Annotated in this window: 17 protein-coding genes; 11 read left to right on the top strand and 6 right to left on the bottom strand. The window is 40.9% G+C overall.

Annotation, left to right across the window (positions count from 1 at the left end):
* Window positions 1-30: 30 nt before the first annotated feature.
* Window positions 31-1,107: an endonuclease gene (locus HF078_RS10600; RefSeq protein ID WP_240951728.1), complete on the bottom strand. Its 1,077-nt coding sequence runs from the start codon at window positions 1,105-1,107 to the stop codon at window positions 31-33.
* 398 nt (window positions 1,108-1,505) lie between these two features.
* On the opposite strand from HF078_RS10600, the gene HF078_RS10595 reads away from it, so the two are divergent.
* Window positions 1,506-2,888 (top strand): alkaline phosphatase, encoded by a 1,383-nt coding sequence (locus tag HF078_RS10595; RefSeq protein ID WP_169291120.1) that lies wholly within the window; start codon window positions 1,506-1,508, stop codon window positions 2,886-2,888.
* A gap of 87 nt (window positions 2,889-2,975) precedes the next feature.
* Window positions 2,976-3,641 (top strand): DUF4352 domain-containing protein, encoded by a 666-nt coding sequence (locus HF078_RS10590; protein WP_169291119.1) that lies wholly within the window; start codon window positions 2,976-2,978, stop codon window positions 3,639-3,641.
* Between the two features lie 128 nt (window positions 3,642-3,769).
* Here the strand turns inward: HF078_RS10590 and HF078_RS10585 are convergent, their stop codons facing one another.
* Window positions 3,770-4,660, bottom strand: coding sequence for an Ltp family lipoprotein (locus tag HF078_RS10585; RefSeq protein WP_346775332.1), 891 nt, complete (start codon window positions 4,658-4,660; stop codon window positions 3,770-3,772).
* A 114-nt stretch (window positions 4,661-4,774) separates the two neighbouring features.
* A complete protein-coding gene (locus HF078_RS10580) occupies window positions 4,775-5,224 on the bottom strand; it encodes a GNAT family N-acetyltransferase (protein WP_169291118.1) in 450 nt (149 codons plus the stop codon).
* A 154-nt stretch (window positions 5,225-5,378) separates the two neighbouring features.
* Here HF078_RS10580 and HF078_RS10575 point away from each other — a divergent pair, with 154 nt between their 5' ends.
* Together HF078_RS10575 and HF078_RS10570 are read left to right on the top strand one after the other, a co-directional pair.
* Complete coding sequence (locus HF078_RS10575) at window positions 5,379-5,801, top strand: Lrp/AsnC family transcriptional regulator (RefSeq protein ID WP_169291117.1); 423 nt, start codon at window positions 5,379-5,381, stop codon at window positions 5,799-5,801.
* A 163-nt stretch (window positions 5,802-5,964) separates the two neighbouring features.
* Entirely contained in the window at window positions 5,965-6,207 is a 243-nt protein-coding gene (locus tag HF078_RS10570; RefSeq protein WP_169291116.1) for a hypothetical protein, read from the top strand.
* 100 nt (window positions 6,208-6,307) lie between these two features.
* Here the strand turns inward: HF078_RS10570 and HF078_RS10565 are convergent, their stop codons facing one another.
* Window positions 6,308-6,862 (bottom strand): C1q-like domain-containing protein, encoded by a 555-nt coding sequence (locus tag HF078_RS10565; RefSeq protein WP_169291115.1) that lies wholly within the window; start codon window positions 6,860-6,862, stop codon window positions 6,308-6,310.
* Between the two features lie 169 nt (window positions 6,863-7,031).
* Here HF078_RS10565 and HF078_RS10560 point away from each other — a divergent pair, with 169 nt between their 5' ends.
* The gene (locus HF078_RS10560; RefSeq protein ID WP_169291114.1) at window positions 7,032-7,445 is read left to right on the top strand and encodes a VOC family protein; all 414 of its coding nucleotides are present in this window, start codon (window positions 7,032-7,034) and stop codon (window positions 7,443-7,445) included.
* Between the two features lie 227 nt (window positions 7,446-7,672).
* Window positions 7,673-7,855, top strand: coding sequence for a hypothetical protein (locus HF078_RS10555; RefSeq protein WP_088017127.1), 183 nt, complete (start codon window positions 7,673-7,675; stop codon window positions 7,853-7,855).
* Window positions 7,856-7,912: 57 nt separating this feature from the next.
* Here HF078_RS10555 and HF078_RS10550 read toward each other — a convergent pair whose 3' ends face one another.
* Window positions 7,913-8,476 (bottom strand): GNAT family N-acetyltransferase, encoded by a 564-nt coding sequence (locus tag HF078_RS10550; protein WP_169291113.1) that lies wholly within the window; start codon window positions 8,474-8,476, stop codon window positions 7,913-7,915.
* A gap of 379 nt (window positions 8,477-8,855) precedes the next feature.
* On the opposite strand from HF078_RS10550, the gene HF078_RS10545 reads away from it, so the two are divergent.
* The 5 genes from HF078_RS10545 to HF078_RS10525 all read left to right on the top strand — a co-directional run bounded on the left by HF078_RS10545 (window position 8,856) and on the right by HF078_RS10525 (window position 14,576).
* On the top strand, window positions 8,856-10,532 hold the full coding sequence (locus HF078_RS10545; protein WP_169291112.1) for a ribonuclease YeeF family protein: 1,677 nt from the start codon (window positions 8,856-8,858) through the stop codon (window positions 10,530-10,532).
* A gap of 52 nt (window positions 10,533-10,584) precedes the next feature.
* A complete protein-coding gene (locus tag HF078_RS10540) occupies window positions 10,585-10,893 on the top strand; it encodes a hypothetical protein (protein ID WP_169291111.1) in 309 nt (102 codons plus the stop codon).
* 75 nt (window positions 10,894-10,968) lie between these two features.
* Entirely contained in the window at window positions 10,969-11,277 is a 309-nt protein-coding gene (locus tag HF078_RS10535; RefSeq protein ID WP_169291110.1) for a hypothetical protein, read from the top strand.
* Between the two features lie 1,128 nt (window positions 11,278-12,405).
* Window positions 12,406-13,110: a hypothetical protein gene (locus HF078_RS10530; protein WP_169291109.1), complete on the top strand. Its 705-nt coding sequence runs from the start codon at window positions 12,406-12,408 to the stop codon at window positions 13,108-13,110.
* A gap of 242 nt (window positions 13,111-13,352) precedes the next feature.
* Window positions 13,353-14,576 (top strand): MFS transporter, encoded by a 1,224-nt coding sequence (locus tag HF078_RS10525; RefSeq protein ID WP_169291108.1) that lies wholly within the window; start codon window positions 13,353-13,355, stop codon window positions 14,574-14,576.
* Window positions 14,577-14,774: 198 nt separating this feature from the next.
* Here HF078_RS10525 and HF078_RS10520 read toward each other — a convergent pair whose 3' ends face one another.
* A complete protein-coding gene (locus tag HF078_RS10520; protein ID WP_240951721.1) occupies window positions 14,775-15,458 on the bottom strand; it encodes a CPBP family intramembrane glutamic endopeptidase in 684 nt (227 codons plus the stop codon).
* Between the last annotated feature and the right edge of the window lie 82 nt (window positions 15,459-15,540).

The raw sequence follows: 15,540 nt of genomic DNA, 5'->3' as shown, positions 1-15,540 counted from the left end.
GGGTCGCCGTGCCTGTCCCCTCAACCCTGCCTACCAAATCATCTCCGCAAATTCCGGATGATCGATAAATGGATTTCGGTTTCCTTGGTAGTTTTCGAAAATGATATTGTTGCGGCGGATTTCTCTTGCATCCACCGGGTCTTCTGCGTGCCATTGTAGCAGGACGGACAGTTTGCCGTGGTAAGGGGCACTGCCGTTGTTTACTACGTTATTAAGCTCTAAATCTAGCTCCCCGCTGTCTCCTTCATAGCGAACCGCCATATAGAAAATCATGCGTGCTACGTCGCCTTTTACTTCATCACGCGGCTCCCAGGAATCACTGTCATAATAGTTTCCTGGTGCTTCAGCATGTTGGCTTCCCCCGTTATCAAAGTCCAGGTTACCTCTGGAGGAGTTTACCGTCACATCGGTTGGACGCAGGTGGTGAAGGTCTGTTCCAGGACCTTGAGTTGTACCGAAGTTACCGTGGGATTTTGCCCAAACATGCTCGCGGTTCCAGTCGTCTACTCCGCCTCCGTTTGTGAACTTGGATTGAGAACGGCCGGTATACAATAAAAGAACATTGTTAGCGTTTGATGGGTCTTCGTCTGTATTACGCAGCGCATCCCACACTGCATCATAGGATAGAGTTTGGTGATCGTCGATGATGTTATGTAGCGCTGTTTTTAATGCGGAACCTGTTTTACCTTCTGCAGAACTGTAATAGGAATCATAGCTTGGTGGTGGGTCAGTAGGGTCTGTGGTCCCGCCATCCACAACCTCAAATGCAGATGCGTTTTTGATACCTGAATGAGAAAAGTAAGCTGTTAAAGAACCAGTGACCTTCAATTTTTTCCCCATTAGGTCCGGGTTGCTCTGCAATCCATAGCCTGAACGGAAGGAAGAAGGAATCTGAACATAAATCATAGTGGAAGTGCTTGTTTCAGACGGGCTGTCGGCTAACGCTAGTGCGTAGTCGTTAGGGAAATTGCTTGTAACCACTGTATTGGTAGCCGTTGGTTGCCCCACTACATAGCCTTCAACCGTGTTAGTAGAACCGTTTTGATTGGAGTTCGCTTGACTCACAGTAAACGGAGAGCTCCAAGTACCGGAACCTGCAGCGCTCATCTTATCAGGTACGGCGTGGGAGCATGCAAGGGTAAAAACAAATAGGAAAATAAATAAGCCGCGAACTTTCTTGTTAAAATGATTCAAACCGTTTCTCCTCCTCGTGGGTGCTTCGTTACATACATAGCGTACATCAGGAGGTTTGGAAATTGTGTAAAAATTATGTAAAACGCAAAAAATGAGGCTTTTAGCATAGGGAGGGAGTCAAGGGGACAGGCACCGTTACCCATTTATGTCCTGTAAATGAGATTAGTGGATCGAGGAACCTGTCCCCACAGCTCTTCCTTGTAATACGCTTGTAAATCAATCTTTACGTTGGCTTAAGGGTGGCTTAATAATATATTAGTATACTAACTCCTGTAAGTGAGATTGATAAATTCATTTTCCAGGAGGTTATTATGTTTTCTAAAAAACTACTAACGGTATCCATGGTTGCTACTCTTGCAGTAAGTGGGGTTGCAATGAACCAAGTTTCCGCTAAAAAAGATGATAATAATAAAGAAGAAATCCGCAATGTTATTTTCCTAATTGGAGATGGAATGGGGAATTCTTATACAAGTGCGTATCGTACCCTTAAGGATGATCCGAACACTCCAGAGATGGAAGAAACGGCGTACGATCCTTATCTTGTTGGGATGCAGTCCACTCATTCTTCGGATGAAGAGGAAAGCGTAACGGACTCCGCAGCTGCTGCAACTTCCATGTCTGCTGGAATTAAAACGTATAACGGCGCTATTGCTGTTGATATGGATAAAAAAGACGTGAAAACTGTCCTGGAGCAAGCAAAAGAGAACGGGAAATCTACTGGACTAGTAGCAACTTCCCAAATCAACCATGCGACTCCAGCAGCATTTGGAGCGCATGATGAATCTCGTAATAACTACAATCAAATTGCAGATGATTACTACGACGATCTAATCAATGGTGAACATAAAGTCGATGTCCTTCTTGGTGGTGGGACAAGCTATTTCGAACGTGAAGATCGTGATCTCACAAAAGAATTTGAAAAAGACGGCTATTCCTATGTAACAACTGCTGAGGAAATGGCAAATGATGATAACGAGCAAATTCTAGGTCTTTTTGCACCAAAAGGGTTAGAAAAAATGATTGATCGTCCTGAGGAACAGCCTTCTCTTAAAGAAATGACGGTCTCTGCACTTGACCGCCTTGATAACAATGAAAAAGGTTTCTTCTTGATGGTAGAAGGAAGCCAAATTGACTGGGCGGGCCATGATAATGACGTTGTCGGTGCAATGAGTGACATGCAAGACTTTGAAGAAGCCTTCCAAGCAGCAATTGACTATGCGAAAAAAGACAAGCACACGCTAGTTATTGCGACAGCTGACCACTCCACTGGAGGAATGGCTATGGGACGTGACGGCGAATACAAATGGGATCCAGCTGCAATCAAAGCTGCGAAGAAGACACCTGACTTCATCGCTAAGAAAATTGCAGAAGGTGCACCTGTTCAAGAAACATTAAAAAAATATATTGACCTTGAGTTGACAGAAGAAGAAATTCAATCTGTTGAGGATGCAAAAGAAACAAGTGGTGGCGAACTTATTGAAATCGACAATGCCATCGAAAAAATCTTTGACCTTCGTACAGGAACAGGCTGGACAACAGACGGTCACACTGGGGAAGACGTGTCCGTTTATGCATACGGCCCTGGTATGGATAAATTTACGGGTAAAATCGATAACACCGACACAGCAAAAGAAATCTTCAATATTTTGAAAGAATCGCGAAAAGGTAAAGACAAGCATAAAGATGATAAGTAACGGCGTTAATTACGATCGAATTGACGACTAATTTTAAAAGCATTCCGAGTTCTTCTCGGGATGCTTCATTTATAGGAGGTACTTTTCATGTCAGTTAAACGTTTTTTCATCGTTGGTATGGCGGCTTTGTTTTTAGGTGGCTGTTCCTTGGGGGATGTGGGAAAAGAACAGAATTCTGCTTCAGGAAATACAAATGAGGTGGAGTCAACGGAGTCTACTCCTAAAACGTTCCAAGACAGTCCACAAGCTCCTGACGACAGAAAACTAAAACAAGTGGGCGAAACGCTGGAAGACGAGGATGGTGTAATCACTCTTAAGCAATATGTCAATCTAAACGAAACCAAGCAAATAGGAGATATCACCATGACGATTGAAGAGGTGAAGGTCATGAACTACCGCCCGTCACCTGATTTGGTGGACTATTTCCATGGCTTAACCCATGAAGAAGTGGAATTCCCGTATGTTCGAGTGAATGTAAAGGTGAAAAACAACAGCGAAGAACCCCTTCACTTTGCGCCGGTCGCAGAGCTTGCCACCGACCAAGGAGAAACCGTGACATGGGAAGAAGACTTCTACATTGAAGAACTAAACGGCGAACTAAAACCAGGTGAAGAAAAAGTCGGAAGCCTCGGCCTCATTATAGACGAGAGCAACCCAGAAGGACTGAAGAACCTGACAATCAAGACAAGTGAAGTGGTTAATGATCAGGAAGAGAAGATTAGAGAGGGCGAGGAGTTTACTGTTGGGTTTTAGGGGGAGCGATTGGACAGGCACACGCCGACCCATTTTTCTTCTGTTAACTAAATGTGAAAGAGACATGCTGCATCGGCATGTCTCTTTGGTATGGTGGATGGGTAGTGGAGATCGTCAAGGAACCTGGTCTACAGCCCTACTTCGTCCACAGCATAAGTAGCATCCTCATTGCTAAAACCTTCAAATTCTAGCTGTTGGATTAATCCATTTCTTGAGAATGCCGTGTAATCAAGGTAGTTTTGAGCCATTTGGACTGCTTGTGCTTGCCAGTCTACATTGAGTTGATCGACAGCATAAGTAGCATCCGCATTACTGAAACCTTCAAACTCTAACTGTGCGATCAAGCCACTTCTTGAAAATGCAGTGTAGCTAAGGTAATCATCCGCTTTTTTGACTGCTTGGGTTTGCCAATCTACCTGGAGTTTATCTGTAGCATAAGTAGCATCTTCATTACTAAAACCTTCAAATTCTAACTGTGCTATCAAGCCGCTTCTTGAAAATGCGGTGTAATGAAGGTAGTCTTCTGCCATTTGAACTGCTTGGGTTTGTGACATGGTTTCCGCATTTTTTGCTGCTTCTTCGGCCTCTTTTTTAGCTTGCTCTTCGGCCTCTTTTTTAGCTTGCTCTTCGGCCTCTTTTTTAGCTTGCTCTTCAGCCTCTTTTTTAGCTTGCTCTTCGGCTTCTTTTTTAGCTTGCTCTTCAGCATCTTTTCTAGCTTGTTCTTCCGCTTCTTCTTTAGCCTTTTCTTCTTCCTCATCCTCCACTGGCTCATTATCTGCTATCTCTGATTCTTCTTCACTATCTCTTTGTTCGCTCTTAACTGTACTCTCGCTTATGGGAGGTGTAGTTATTCCAAATAAAATAAAAAAGGCCACTGTTGCAATTCCAAAATACATCGCTACATACTTTCTTTTTCTTTTGGCTTCAGGTGACCATGACAATACTATACTGGGCTTAATCATGCCAATAAGAAATGCTAAGATGGAAATAAGAGATAAAATTAAAAAGAAATCATCCACCCGTTCCCCTCCTAATCATTAACATAAACCAATATATGTTAATTGACTTAGGGATATGAAAAGGGATGGAATTATTCATGAAATGGATGGAGCAATTGAATGGAGCAACCGGGTTTAGCCCTCCTTAAGTTCCAGGTAATAATGGTAAAATTGATCATCCTTTTTATATCCGCTTTTTTCGTATAATCGCTGAGCTCCTACATTATCTGGTGTTGTCTCTAACGAAATACTTTTAGCACCTGTTTGATTAGCAAATTCCTTTGCTTTTTGTAGAAGCTTTCCTCCAACTCCTTGGTTTCTGGCCATTGAATCTACAAACATATCATTTAATATCCACGCTTGTTTCATTGATATGGATGAAAAGGTGGGGTAGAGTTGGGTGAATCCGACATATTCATGATTAATTTTTGCAATGTATATTACCGAATCCTCATTTTCTAAGCGATTTTTTATGAAAGCCTTAGCCCCATCTAAATCTGATGTTTGTTGATAGAAAGTCCGATACATATTAAATAAATTTGCAGCCCCTTCTAGGTCTTTCATAGTAGCTTGATAGATCTCCATTTGTTGTTATCCCCCTTACTTTAAGTTAGTTATATTTTATAGAGTGTATGGATTTATTCACATGGCTTTTTGAAGGTAATTTGCGTCAATCTCATGCAATTTTATTATAATAATAGTTAACTACTTAAATATTATTGGTGAGGAGGGAAATTATATGGATGAGATTGATCAGAGCATCCTTCGTCATCTTCAAGAAAATGCTCGGATGTCGATGACAGAACTAGGAAAAAGGGTTGGGCTTTCCACCCCAGCAACAAATGAGCGGGTAAAAAAGCTTGAAGATAAAGAAGTGATAAAAGGGTACCATGCAATTGTGGATCCAGAAAAACTTGATAAAAACGTGACAGCCTTTATCCTTTTTGACACCAAGCAAGGGAAGAAGTTCAGGGACTTTTGCAGAGAGCATCCGGTTGTAGTGGAGTACCATCGACTGGCAGGTCAATATAGTTATTTAGTGAAGGTGGTAGCGGAATCAGTGAAAGTACTTGAAGAATTCATTGATGCGACCTTGCCTTTTGGAGAGCCGTCTACTTTGATAAAGCTGTCATCAGTAGTGGAGTTTAAGCCGGTGGTGTAAGGGGCAAGTTCCTCAACCTATTTGTAATGGGTTGTGGAGTGCTGAAAATGGTTAAAAGGTGAAAAACAAAGGTCAAATAAAAAAACAGAAAGGTGCAACTTTCCGCCTTTCTGTTCATAGATTCTATTATCAACTAGATGATCCGGAAAGTGGTGATAGGAGTATGAGTAAGAAATCACTAAAGATTACCTCGCTAGTTTGTTTTGTCATTTGTGTGCTTCTGTGGATACCAAATGTGTTCATGCACATTGCCAGTCCGTTTTGGATGTTGACCTTTGTTGTTGGTCCGATTGGTCTAGCGTTCGGATTAGTGGGGAAGCATTATTTATTGGCTATTTTAAATTTTATTATGACATTTAGTTTCTTTTTGTTTATGGCTGTTGGTTACTATTTTTTAGGCCCATAGAAAGAAGGGACGTTGCATTTGCTTGGACCATGAATTGGGTGATAGCAATAGAAACGTCCTTTTTTTCATAGGACGGTGCGTCGGTTACAGTGCCTGTCCCCTACGAGACCTTAAACGCTTCAAAGTTGGAGCTATAAGCAAAGTTTGGAATTTCAATGTCTGGTTCGATGAAGCCGTCGACTGAGCTTTGGCCGAAAATTTCGACATGGTCGCAGGCTTGTAGTTGTAGGACTGCGGACACATTGACTACGTTGAGATTTGCGAGTTGATCCCAGTAATCATTGTCGACTTGGACGGTGATGCCGTTGACAACAATGTCTGCGCGTGTACGATAGGGCACGTTTTCGCTTGGTGCAAAAGTAAAGCTAGCTGCTACATAGTAGACACCACTCTCACGGGGAACAAAGGTGGAAGAGTTAGGTTTATAAATGCTTCCAATGTCAAATTGCTCTTGTTCAAACGTTATTTTTGAGGAAACACCTGCTGTAAGTGGCTGAATATTCTCTTTTAAAGCCCTGAATGCAGGGTTTGGTCGATCTCTTTCCCCATCGCCATGTCCACAACAATCAACGTAGCTATTGGTATCCTTGGAGTTTTTCTTTTGGTTGGGATAATAAGTAGTCCCTGAATCATTTTTATAGTGGTATGTTTTCATCTATTCACCTCCTATTCTTCTATTATTTTATGGAAGTCTAGTAAAAAGGTTCGGGTGTTTGGAAGAGAAGATTGATTTTTTAGTTGAAGAAGTTCCTTTTGGTAGTGTCTATTAATAGAACATTCGGATAAAATAGAATTGTACGTATTAAATACTAGGGGTGAAGCTTGTGTCTGTAGATGTTTATCTTGTATTTGATGGGAATTGTAGAGAAGCGGTTGAATTTTATGCAAAGGTGTTTCAAACAGAAGCTCCTCAGATTATGACTTTTGGGGAAAGTCCGCAACATCCGGATTATCCACTTCCAGAGGAGGCGAAAGGTCGCATCATGCATACCCGCCTCTCAATAGATGGAAGCAATGTGATGTTCTCTGACACCTTCCCGGGGCAAGAATATATTCAAGGCAACAATGTTACATTGGCACTGGTTAGCCATAGCACAGATGATTTAACATCTTGGTTTGAGCAACTAAAAGAAGGCGGAAAGGTTGATATGGAACTGCAAGAAACCTTCTGGAGCAAGCTTTACGGACAAGTAACTGATAAGTTTGGTGTACACTGGCAATTAAATTACGGAGAATAATAAGTTTTGAAAAAATGCCTTCGTTTCTGAGGACATTTTTTTGATATGGAAATAAATAGTTTATTCCATCCTGGGACAAAATAAACCCTCCTGTTAATAACAAAGATAAGGATAGTTTGGATAAAAGTAGGGGAAAGTATACGGGCTGAGGGGACAGACACGCCAACCCATTTGGGTCACAGTACCTGTCCCCACGACATCAAAAAGGAAATGGAGGGATACCTACCATGGCGAAAAGAAACGGCAAAACAGATGCGGAACAAAAGAATAAAAAAGGCTTTGACGCTAGCCAAACAGACGCTGAATTCTCTAAGGAATTAGGTAGTGCTGCAGCTAACCAAGCTCATAAAGAGAAAGCCAAAAAAGAAAAATCCTCTAAGAATCAAGGGGAATGGAACGGAATGAATTAAGGGTTGAGGGGACAGGCACGGCGACCCATGTGTAGCGCCGTGCCTGTCCCTAAAGCTTTAATTAGCGTTTTTATAATATACCAAGTTGTCGGTCCACTCATCGTTTTCGAAAATAAAGCCTTTCCGAATACATTCAAATTCCATGCCGACACTTTCTGCCAATTTTATAGAAGGGGTATTATCCAAGTTTATATGAGCTTCAATGCGATGGAAGTTCAACTCTTGAAAAGCAATCGTAAGTGCTACATTTACTGCTTCTTTCCCGTAACCTGCTCTCCAATATTGATTATGTATGGTATAACCAATCCTCCCCCATTGAAAATCTTCTCTTGCAAAGGTGGAAAAATCAATCATGCCGATGTGAGTCCCATCATTTTTTCTAAACACTCCAAATATATGAGCTTTGTCTTCCAGTGCCAATTCTTGATGTTTATCCACTAGATTGTGAAACCATTCCAGTGTACAAATGCTCATATCCATTTTTCCTTCATCATATGGATGTTGGGAAGGTAACCTGCTTTCATATTCATGTAACCAGTTTTCATAGTCTTCTTTCTTTAATGGTCTTACTATTAATCTATCGGTCTCTGATAGATAGTCGAATTTATTTTTTGTAGTCAATGTGGCATCTCCTCAGCGTGATTGTTTTGTTTTATTGTCCAAATTTATGATTTATTGGCCAACTTTTTATTTTATTAACACTTTCTCATTTTATTGTCCAATTGAGGTCATATAATTGCCATTCGACAAAATGTAATTGTAAAATTCGGAGTTTCGCCTTTTCATAAAATGGGAATGTGAAAAAAAGGAAATAACCTAGAGCGAATGTTTTATGCATGCCAAGAAACCCAAACATTTGTATGGTAGAAAAGTTACAAATTTAGAAGTAGGAGCTTGCTATCTAGATTAAACATAAACCATAACACCTATTCTAAACAAGTTGGCTGATTGGTAAAATTAAACTAACTGTTTTAAATGAACGTGGGTGGTGAATGAAAAAATGAAAATTTTAGAAGTGAATTCGCTCCAAATGGAACTTCAATCCATGCTAGAGAAATTGGAACTGCAAAAAAAAGAAGTAGAAAAGATACATAATGATGTCATGGGGATTGTCGGCCTGGAAGATGCCTTAAAGGGGCAGGGTGGACAGGCAATTCGAGCATTTTATCAGGACTGCCATATTCCTTTTTTGACCTACTATCAATCCATGCTTGATGAATTCAAGAACACATTAAACGGAATGAAAAGTGCTCTTCAGTCGGTGGAACCATCAAGTTCCGGCTATATTAATGAAAGCTTTTTGCAAAACGATATACCGCGCGCACTGGATAATGCAAGGCGCATGACCACAGACTTAGCAATCGAAACAAATCAGGTCCTCTATTCTGTAAGCGACATTGTTTCCTTGCCCAACATAAGGGAAGATGGCTTTGTCGATCAGGTCCGGATGGCCGAGAAAGATGTTGACCAAACGCTTGAGAAACTGCATGTATTTGATCAGGAACAAACCAGGAAATTAGATGCCGTTTCTGAGAGCAGCCAGGTTGCATCCGGTTATATTGAACAAATTAATTCCATGTTCAATGCCAAGAAGATCAGCATTAGTGGGTATGAATCGGGTTCGTTGCTAGAGAAGTTGGCAGGTGAAGCGATGACAACAGGTGTGAACGCGCCTGGTAGTTCTTCGGGTACGACTCTTAACGGTAACTCGATTAGTGAACGTGCGCTTAATTTGTTGTTATCCCATGAAAGTAATATGGATGGGGATGGACCGGACACGGGAGGGAAGGATGAGTCGAAAAGTATTTTCCATGCTATTAAGGATGGTGCTTTTGATTCCTTCGCGCCATTGGCGGTTATGATGGCAGCACATAAGTCGAAGCTTCTGCGTATCGAATACACGAAGAAGAAGAATCATTATACGTTTAAGTATAATAGGAAAGTTTCTCAGTTTCTTAAAGGTAGAATTGGGCCCAAATGGTCACGGTTACTCATTCAGAAGATTAATAGGACTTCCAAGCAGTATAGGAATATAGAGAAAACCTTGAAAGCTCAAAAGGCCTCGCTTGGAAAAGGATTTAAGGATCCGAGAAGTACTGTGGAGAAGTTAAAGGGTACTATTTGGAAAAAGGTTACCGAGAACAGTTCTTTAAATGGAGTTGTTAAAGGTAAGATTGTTCAGCACTCATCAACAAAAATGGTCATTCCAAAGGAAGCATTTAAGAAAGTTGCGGCAAAAGCGTCTGCAGGTGCGACTGTTGTGGTTGGGGTATTCTCTATTTTTACTAACTCCTCAAAAAGATTGAGTGAGATGGAGGGGTTACAAGGTAGAGAAAAATCTTCGGTAACCGGACGCGTTATTGGAGAAGAAGTAAATAAAGTAGCGGGGAGTGTAGCAGGTGCTACAGCAGGTGCTTATGTCGGCGCGGCTATAGGAGGCGTTCTATCGGGCCCTTTTGCACCATTTGGAGCAGCAGCGGGCGCGGTAGTAGGAAGTGCCATAGGAGCTACAGTTGGTGAATGGGCTTCAAAATATACTAACAAATGGGCAAGTGAAGCTGGAGCAGCAGTTGGAGAGAAATGGCACGATGGTGTAGAAAAGGCTAAAGATGCACTAGATAGTGCAAAGAATGCAATAAGTGATGCAAAGGATTCCCTTTTTGGGTGGATAGGTTAATGTCAATTTTAAATAAAATAAAAAGGTAGTGTTTAAGGATGTTAGATACGTAATGCAAATTCTTGCAGTTTCTTTTGGTTCTCTTGGGGCATTTATATTATTTAATTTCTTCTTTGCCCTTATATATATTCTTAGTAGATCAGCAGGAAATGGATTATATCGTTGGGTTACTCATGATCTAGAATTTTTGGCGATTATCTTTGCCCCAATATTTGGGCTAACTCAATGGGCGGCAAGTAGTTTATATGAGAAATATAATTGGTTTGTAGCAAGAGTGTTCATGGTTTTTTATGCCATATTTATATTAATTGTTTCATTGCTTTGCTTTAGCCTGTTTGGTTATTTTACAGATCGGATGTAATAGTAAATGAATGTAGCAAAAAATAGTAGTTGCCCTAATAACTTATAGGTCGTGATGTAGGATGGTTAGGTTTTAATGGAGGTATTCGGAACAATTCTATTTGCGCTCGCTGCATTTTTATTATTTAATTTTCTATTCGCCCTCTTATATATACTTAGCAGATCTGTAGGAAACGGGTTTTATCGATGGATTACCCATGATCTGGATTTTCTAATAACTATGTCTTTTCCGCTAATCGGTTTAACTCAATGGGCGGCAAGTAGTTTGTATGAGCGATTTAATTGGTTTGTAGCTAGAGTGTTGATAATTTTGTATTCTGTTTTGATATTTATAATGGCGATAGTTTGCTTTTATATGTTTGGAGCTGTGGAAGACTGGTGGTAATTAAGAAGTAGTAATAATTTTGAGAGTTTGTAAAGGATGCTAGATACGTAATGGAATTGATTGGAACTGTTTTCTTTATGCTTGGGGCATTATTATTATTAAATTTCCTTTTTGCCCTCTTATATATACTTAGCAAATCCGCTGGGAATGGCTTTTATAAATGGGTTACTTATGGTGGCCTTCTGAGTGTCTTATATTTCCCAATAATGGGGTTGACACAATGGGCGGCAATTAGTATTTATGAACGGTTTAATTGGTTTGTAGCGAGGGTGCTGCTAGTTTTTTACGCCGTATTTATATTTATTATTGTAATACTCTGCTTTATCGGGTTTGGGTATACTTTATAAAATCAGTAAATGAATGTGGAAATGAGGCATTGATTTAAGTAAGTTAGTTTCAACAACATAAGTAGCATTAGTATAAAAGGATGCAAAATTAATGAAATATATCGCGTTTTTTTTTGTATGCTAGGGTTTTTCTTATTGATAAATGGCTTTTTTGCCCTGTTGTATTTACTAAGCCGGTCAGCAGTCAGAGGATTTTATCGCTGGCTTACTTTGGATTTTGATTTCCTGAAGACTATGGCTTCCCCGATTTTCGGTTTGACTCAGTGGGCAGCACCTAGTATTTATGCGCGGTTTAATTGGTTTGTAGCGAGGGTGCTAATCCTCTTATATGCCATATTCATATTTATTATTGTGATACTCTGCTTTACCATGTTTGGATATCTAGCAGGTAAGGTGTAAGTTAGTTTATAAAACTTGTATAGAGGTAGTGTTAAAGGATGTTACAAATCTAATGGGATTCATGGAAACTATATACTTTGCAATTGGGATAATTTTATTTACTAATTTCTTCTATGCTCTCTTATGTTTCCTCAGTAGAACAGCTGGTGAACGGCTATATAATGGGATTTGTAAGTACTCGGATTGCTTAGGATCTTTGTTGTTTTTACCTCTTATGGGATTTACTAGTATTTTAGCGGAGCATATTTATGATCGCTTTAATTGGTTTGTAGCCCGACTGTTGATACTTTTGTATGCATTATTATTATTTATTCTATTTTTCGTTTTGTTAATTTTAGTATCATAGATAGGCAGGTTTGATAAAAAGAAAGGGGTTACTCATATGACGTATACTCTTACTGCGGAAGAATACATATTATCGCTTTTATTGCTTGATGGGGCGGAAGTGGCCGCTTCGATCAAGGATGAGGTGTTCGGTGATATTTCAGATCAACTATTGGAGTGTCGGCTGGATAGTGCGACAAGTGGCCTAATTTCTAAAGGGTTATTTTTCGTAGATGGTAATCAGGAGAAAGTGGATGAGCAGTTTCGGGAGTTTGTAATGGGACTGACCAATGTGAAGCGTGTGGTTCGTTGTCAGGTAGCAACAGACGAAGGTGCCAGTACGGTGTCATTATTCTGTGGTGAAGATTTTACGGTTCAACAATCGTTGTATGATAACCGTATTTTTAAGTTGTTTGGTGAGTCGGATGAGCAGAAACTGAGCAGGTTGATGGACCTGAGTATGAATCGGATGGATGGCGAAGCATTTACTGTGAAGGAACCACAATTTGAAAAGGTTGTAGACAAATTGTTGGCGGGTAGGGAGCTTACAGCGGAAGAGTCCAGTTTGTTTGATCCGCAATTTCTAGACGTGCTTGTGGCGAAAAAAGGCAAGTTGAATTCGTTGTATGATTATCGTCTTGGGGAGCAGGTTGCCATTGGTGCCCTTTTGTATATTAGTAATGGTGAGCAAACATGGTTTATTGAAAACAATGAGGATAATTTGATTATTGCACCGTTTTCGTTTGGGGATTTGTTTGAATAATTGGTTATACGGACAGGCACGCCGACCCGGTTGGGGGTGGCGTGCCTGTCTCTTTCACTAAGAGCGACTCCGTAGATTTTTGGATGGGGTCGTTTTTTGTTTGGTTTATAGAATCTAATCTACATCTAAAGTCGCACCTCCCCCATCACAAAGCTGTATTCAAACTTCCTTCCTTTGCTGAATGTTACCAAACTCTTCTTCCATTATGATAAAAGTATCAAAAGTGAAGAGGGAGAACAGCTATGAACAGTTTATATAAGGACAGCAGGTTTCAGTATATTATTTTGGCAAATGTGGCGTCAGCGATTGGGAGCGGAATTACCATGATCGCAATTCCGTGGCTGTTGGTGACGAGTGAGAACGGGAATGAAGTGTTTGGTTACGTGGCAATTTGTATGACAATCATCAACTTTATGCTTACTCCGTACTTAGGATATTTGATTGACAAGATTTCTAGGAAGAGATTACTTGTAAGCAGTAAGATGGTCAGTCTCGTTGCTTTGGCTTTATTTTCGGGAGTTGGTTTTGTTGAATTGGACTATGAACTTTGGCATTACATTGTCATCTACATGATTGGCAGTCTGTATTACACGATTTTTTATCCAACGATGTTTGCTTTAAACCAGGAGTTGTTTCATAAAAATCAGTTTAAGGTATTGAACGGCACAATGGAGGTGCAGGGGCAGTTATCCAGCATGCTGGCTGGAGCGATTGCGAGTGTGCTTCTTTTAAAGTGGGATCTTCATTACATTTTGCTTTTGGATGTATGTACGTACGCACTTGCAATCTACTTTTTTGTAAAGATTCCTTATCGGAAGAATCGTCCAAGGGGAGCAGTTTCAGATGGTGCGAAAGTGAGCGCATTTGCGGCCATTGATTTTATGAAAAGAGAGCCAGCGATGTTCCTGTTTTTGCTGGCCTCGACCTTGCCGTTCATTGGGGTCATGCTCACAAACTATCTATTTCCTGTTTACTTGGCCGATGTGTTGAAAGTGGAGGGGGATATTTATGGCATCCAGGGGATGGTGTATGGACTGGGGGCGGTGCTAGCGGGGATTTTTGTTCCGATTGCTGCGAGGAAATTTGAGGACGAGAAGCTAGTTGCAGGGACGATGGTACTCTTTACGTTAGCGATTTCGGTTATGGTTTATTTACCAGTTGGCGGCTATCTGTTCATGATGTTGTTGATCGCGCTTGGTAACGCAGGTGCAAGGGTGGCGCGGAATACCTTCATGATGGATCGGATTCCGAATGAGATTATTGGTAGGGTCGATGGGATGTTAAGAACTGTCGGGCTTTTATTGCGAATTGTGTTGTTGGGGTTGTTCACGGGGCTTGTTTCTATGGGGCAGATCATGATGTGTTTTACTATTTTGGCGGGTATTCTGGTGATTGCTTCGAGTTTTGTGGTTGTTTTTTCACGGAAAAGTGTTGGAGCTGCTGAGCGGGAGGTCATTAAAGTGTAAAAGGAGCCGAAATGCGTGGCTCCTTTGGTTTTGAATGGGGTGGCGTGGTGATTTATAGTCCAAGTCTTGGATTTATTAGCAAACTTTTCAATTTATCAGCGACTTTGGGCAATATAAATGCCATTCGACAATATATGACAAAGGTATCCATTCGCCTTGATTGAAATTCTCCAAAACTGGGTCGGCGTGCCTGTCCCCTCAGCCCACCACCATCAACAACACCGCAATCCCGTTAAACACCCCATGTATAATGATCCCCGGAACTATCGACCCTGCCCTCTCATATGTCCATGCAAAAATTATCCCTGAGAGGAAGTTGACTGGCAACGTGTTGTAGGTCGGGATATGCACGATGGTGAAAATGAGCGAGCTGACCAAAAGACCTGCCCCCACACCCCACCTCCCCCGAATCCACTTATATAAAAATCCTCGGTAAAAGATTTCCTCATATATTGGTGAAATAACAGCGGCGGAAAGAAAGGCGATGGTGAAAGTGAACCATGTGACTTGTTCCTGCAGTGATTCTGTCTTGCTATTGTCGACTCCGACTCCCAATATATCCATGATGACGACCAATAGAATACTAAAAGCAATCAATATTACCGTCCATACCGGTATCCATTTCCAATAGCTTCTTGGGAAAGAACGAAGGCCGACTTCCTTCCATCCTAGTTGGTGTGGTCTTAAGGCAAATAAATATACGCTTAGTGTGAAAATGATGGACATGATGAGGCCAGTCATGGTGCCGGCGTAAAGTGCGTTATCAAATGCTTGCAATAAAAAACGGTGCAGCCACACCTCAATGAATAATGGCACTAAAACGAGAGCCATAAATAGTAGTAGGATCAATTCTTTAACATTCCATTTTGTGTTAATTTTCAATGTGATTTCCTCCAGTAATTTTGTATGATAGATGTAGGATAAATGGTGACGTTACGTAACCTGCAAGTAGTTTAGGAGGGAA

The organism is Bacillus sp. RO2 (assembly GCF_012911845.1).
Lineage (GTDB): Bacteria > Bacillota > Bacilli > Bacillales > Bacillaceae_I > Sutcliffiella_A.
Note: the sequence above shows the minus strand (reverse complement) of the source record. Positions and strands in the feature narration are given on the sequence as shown.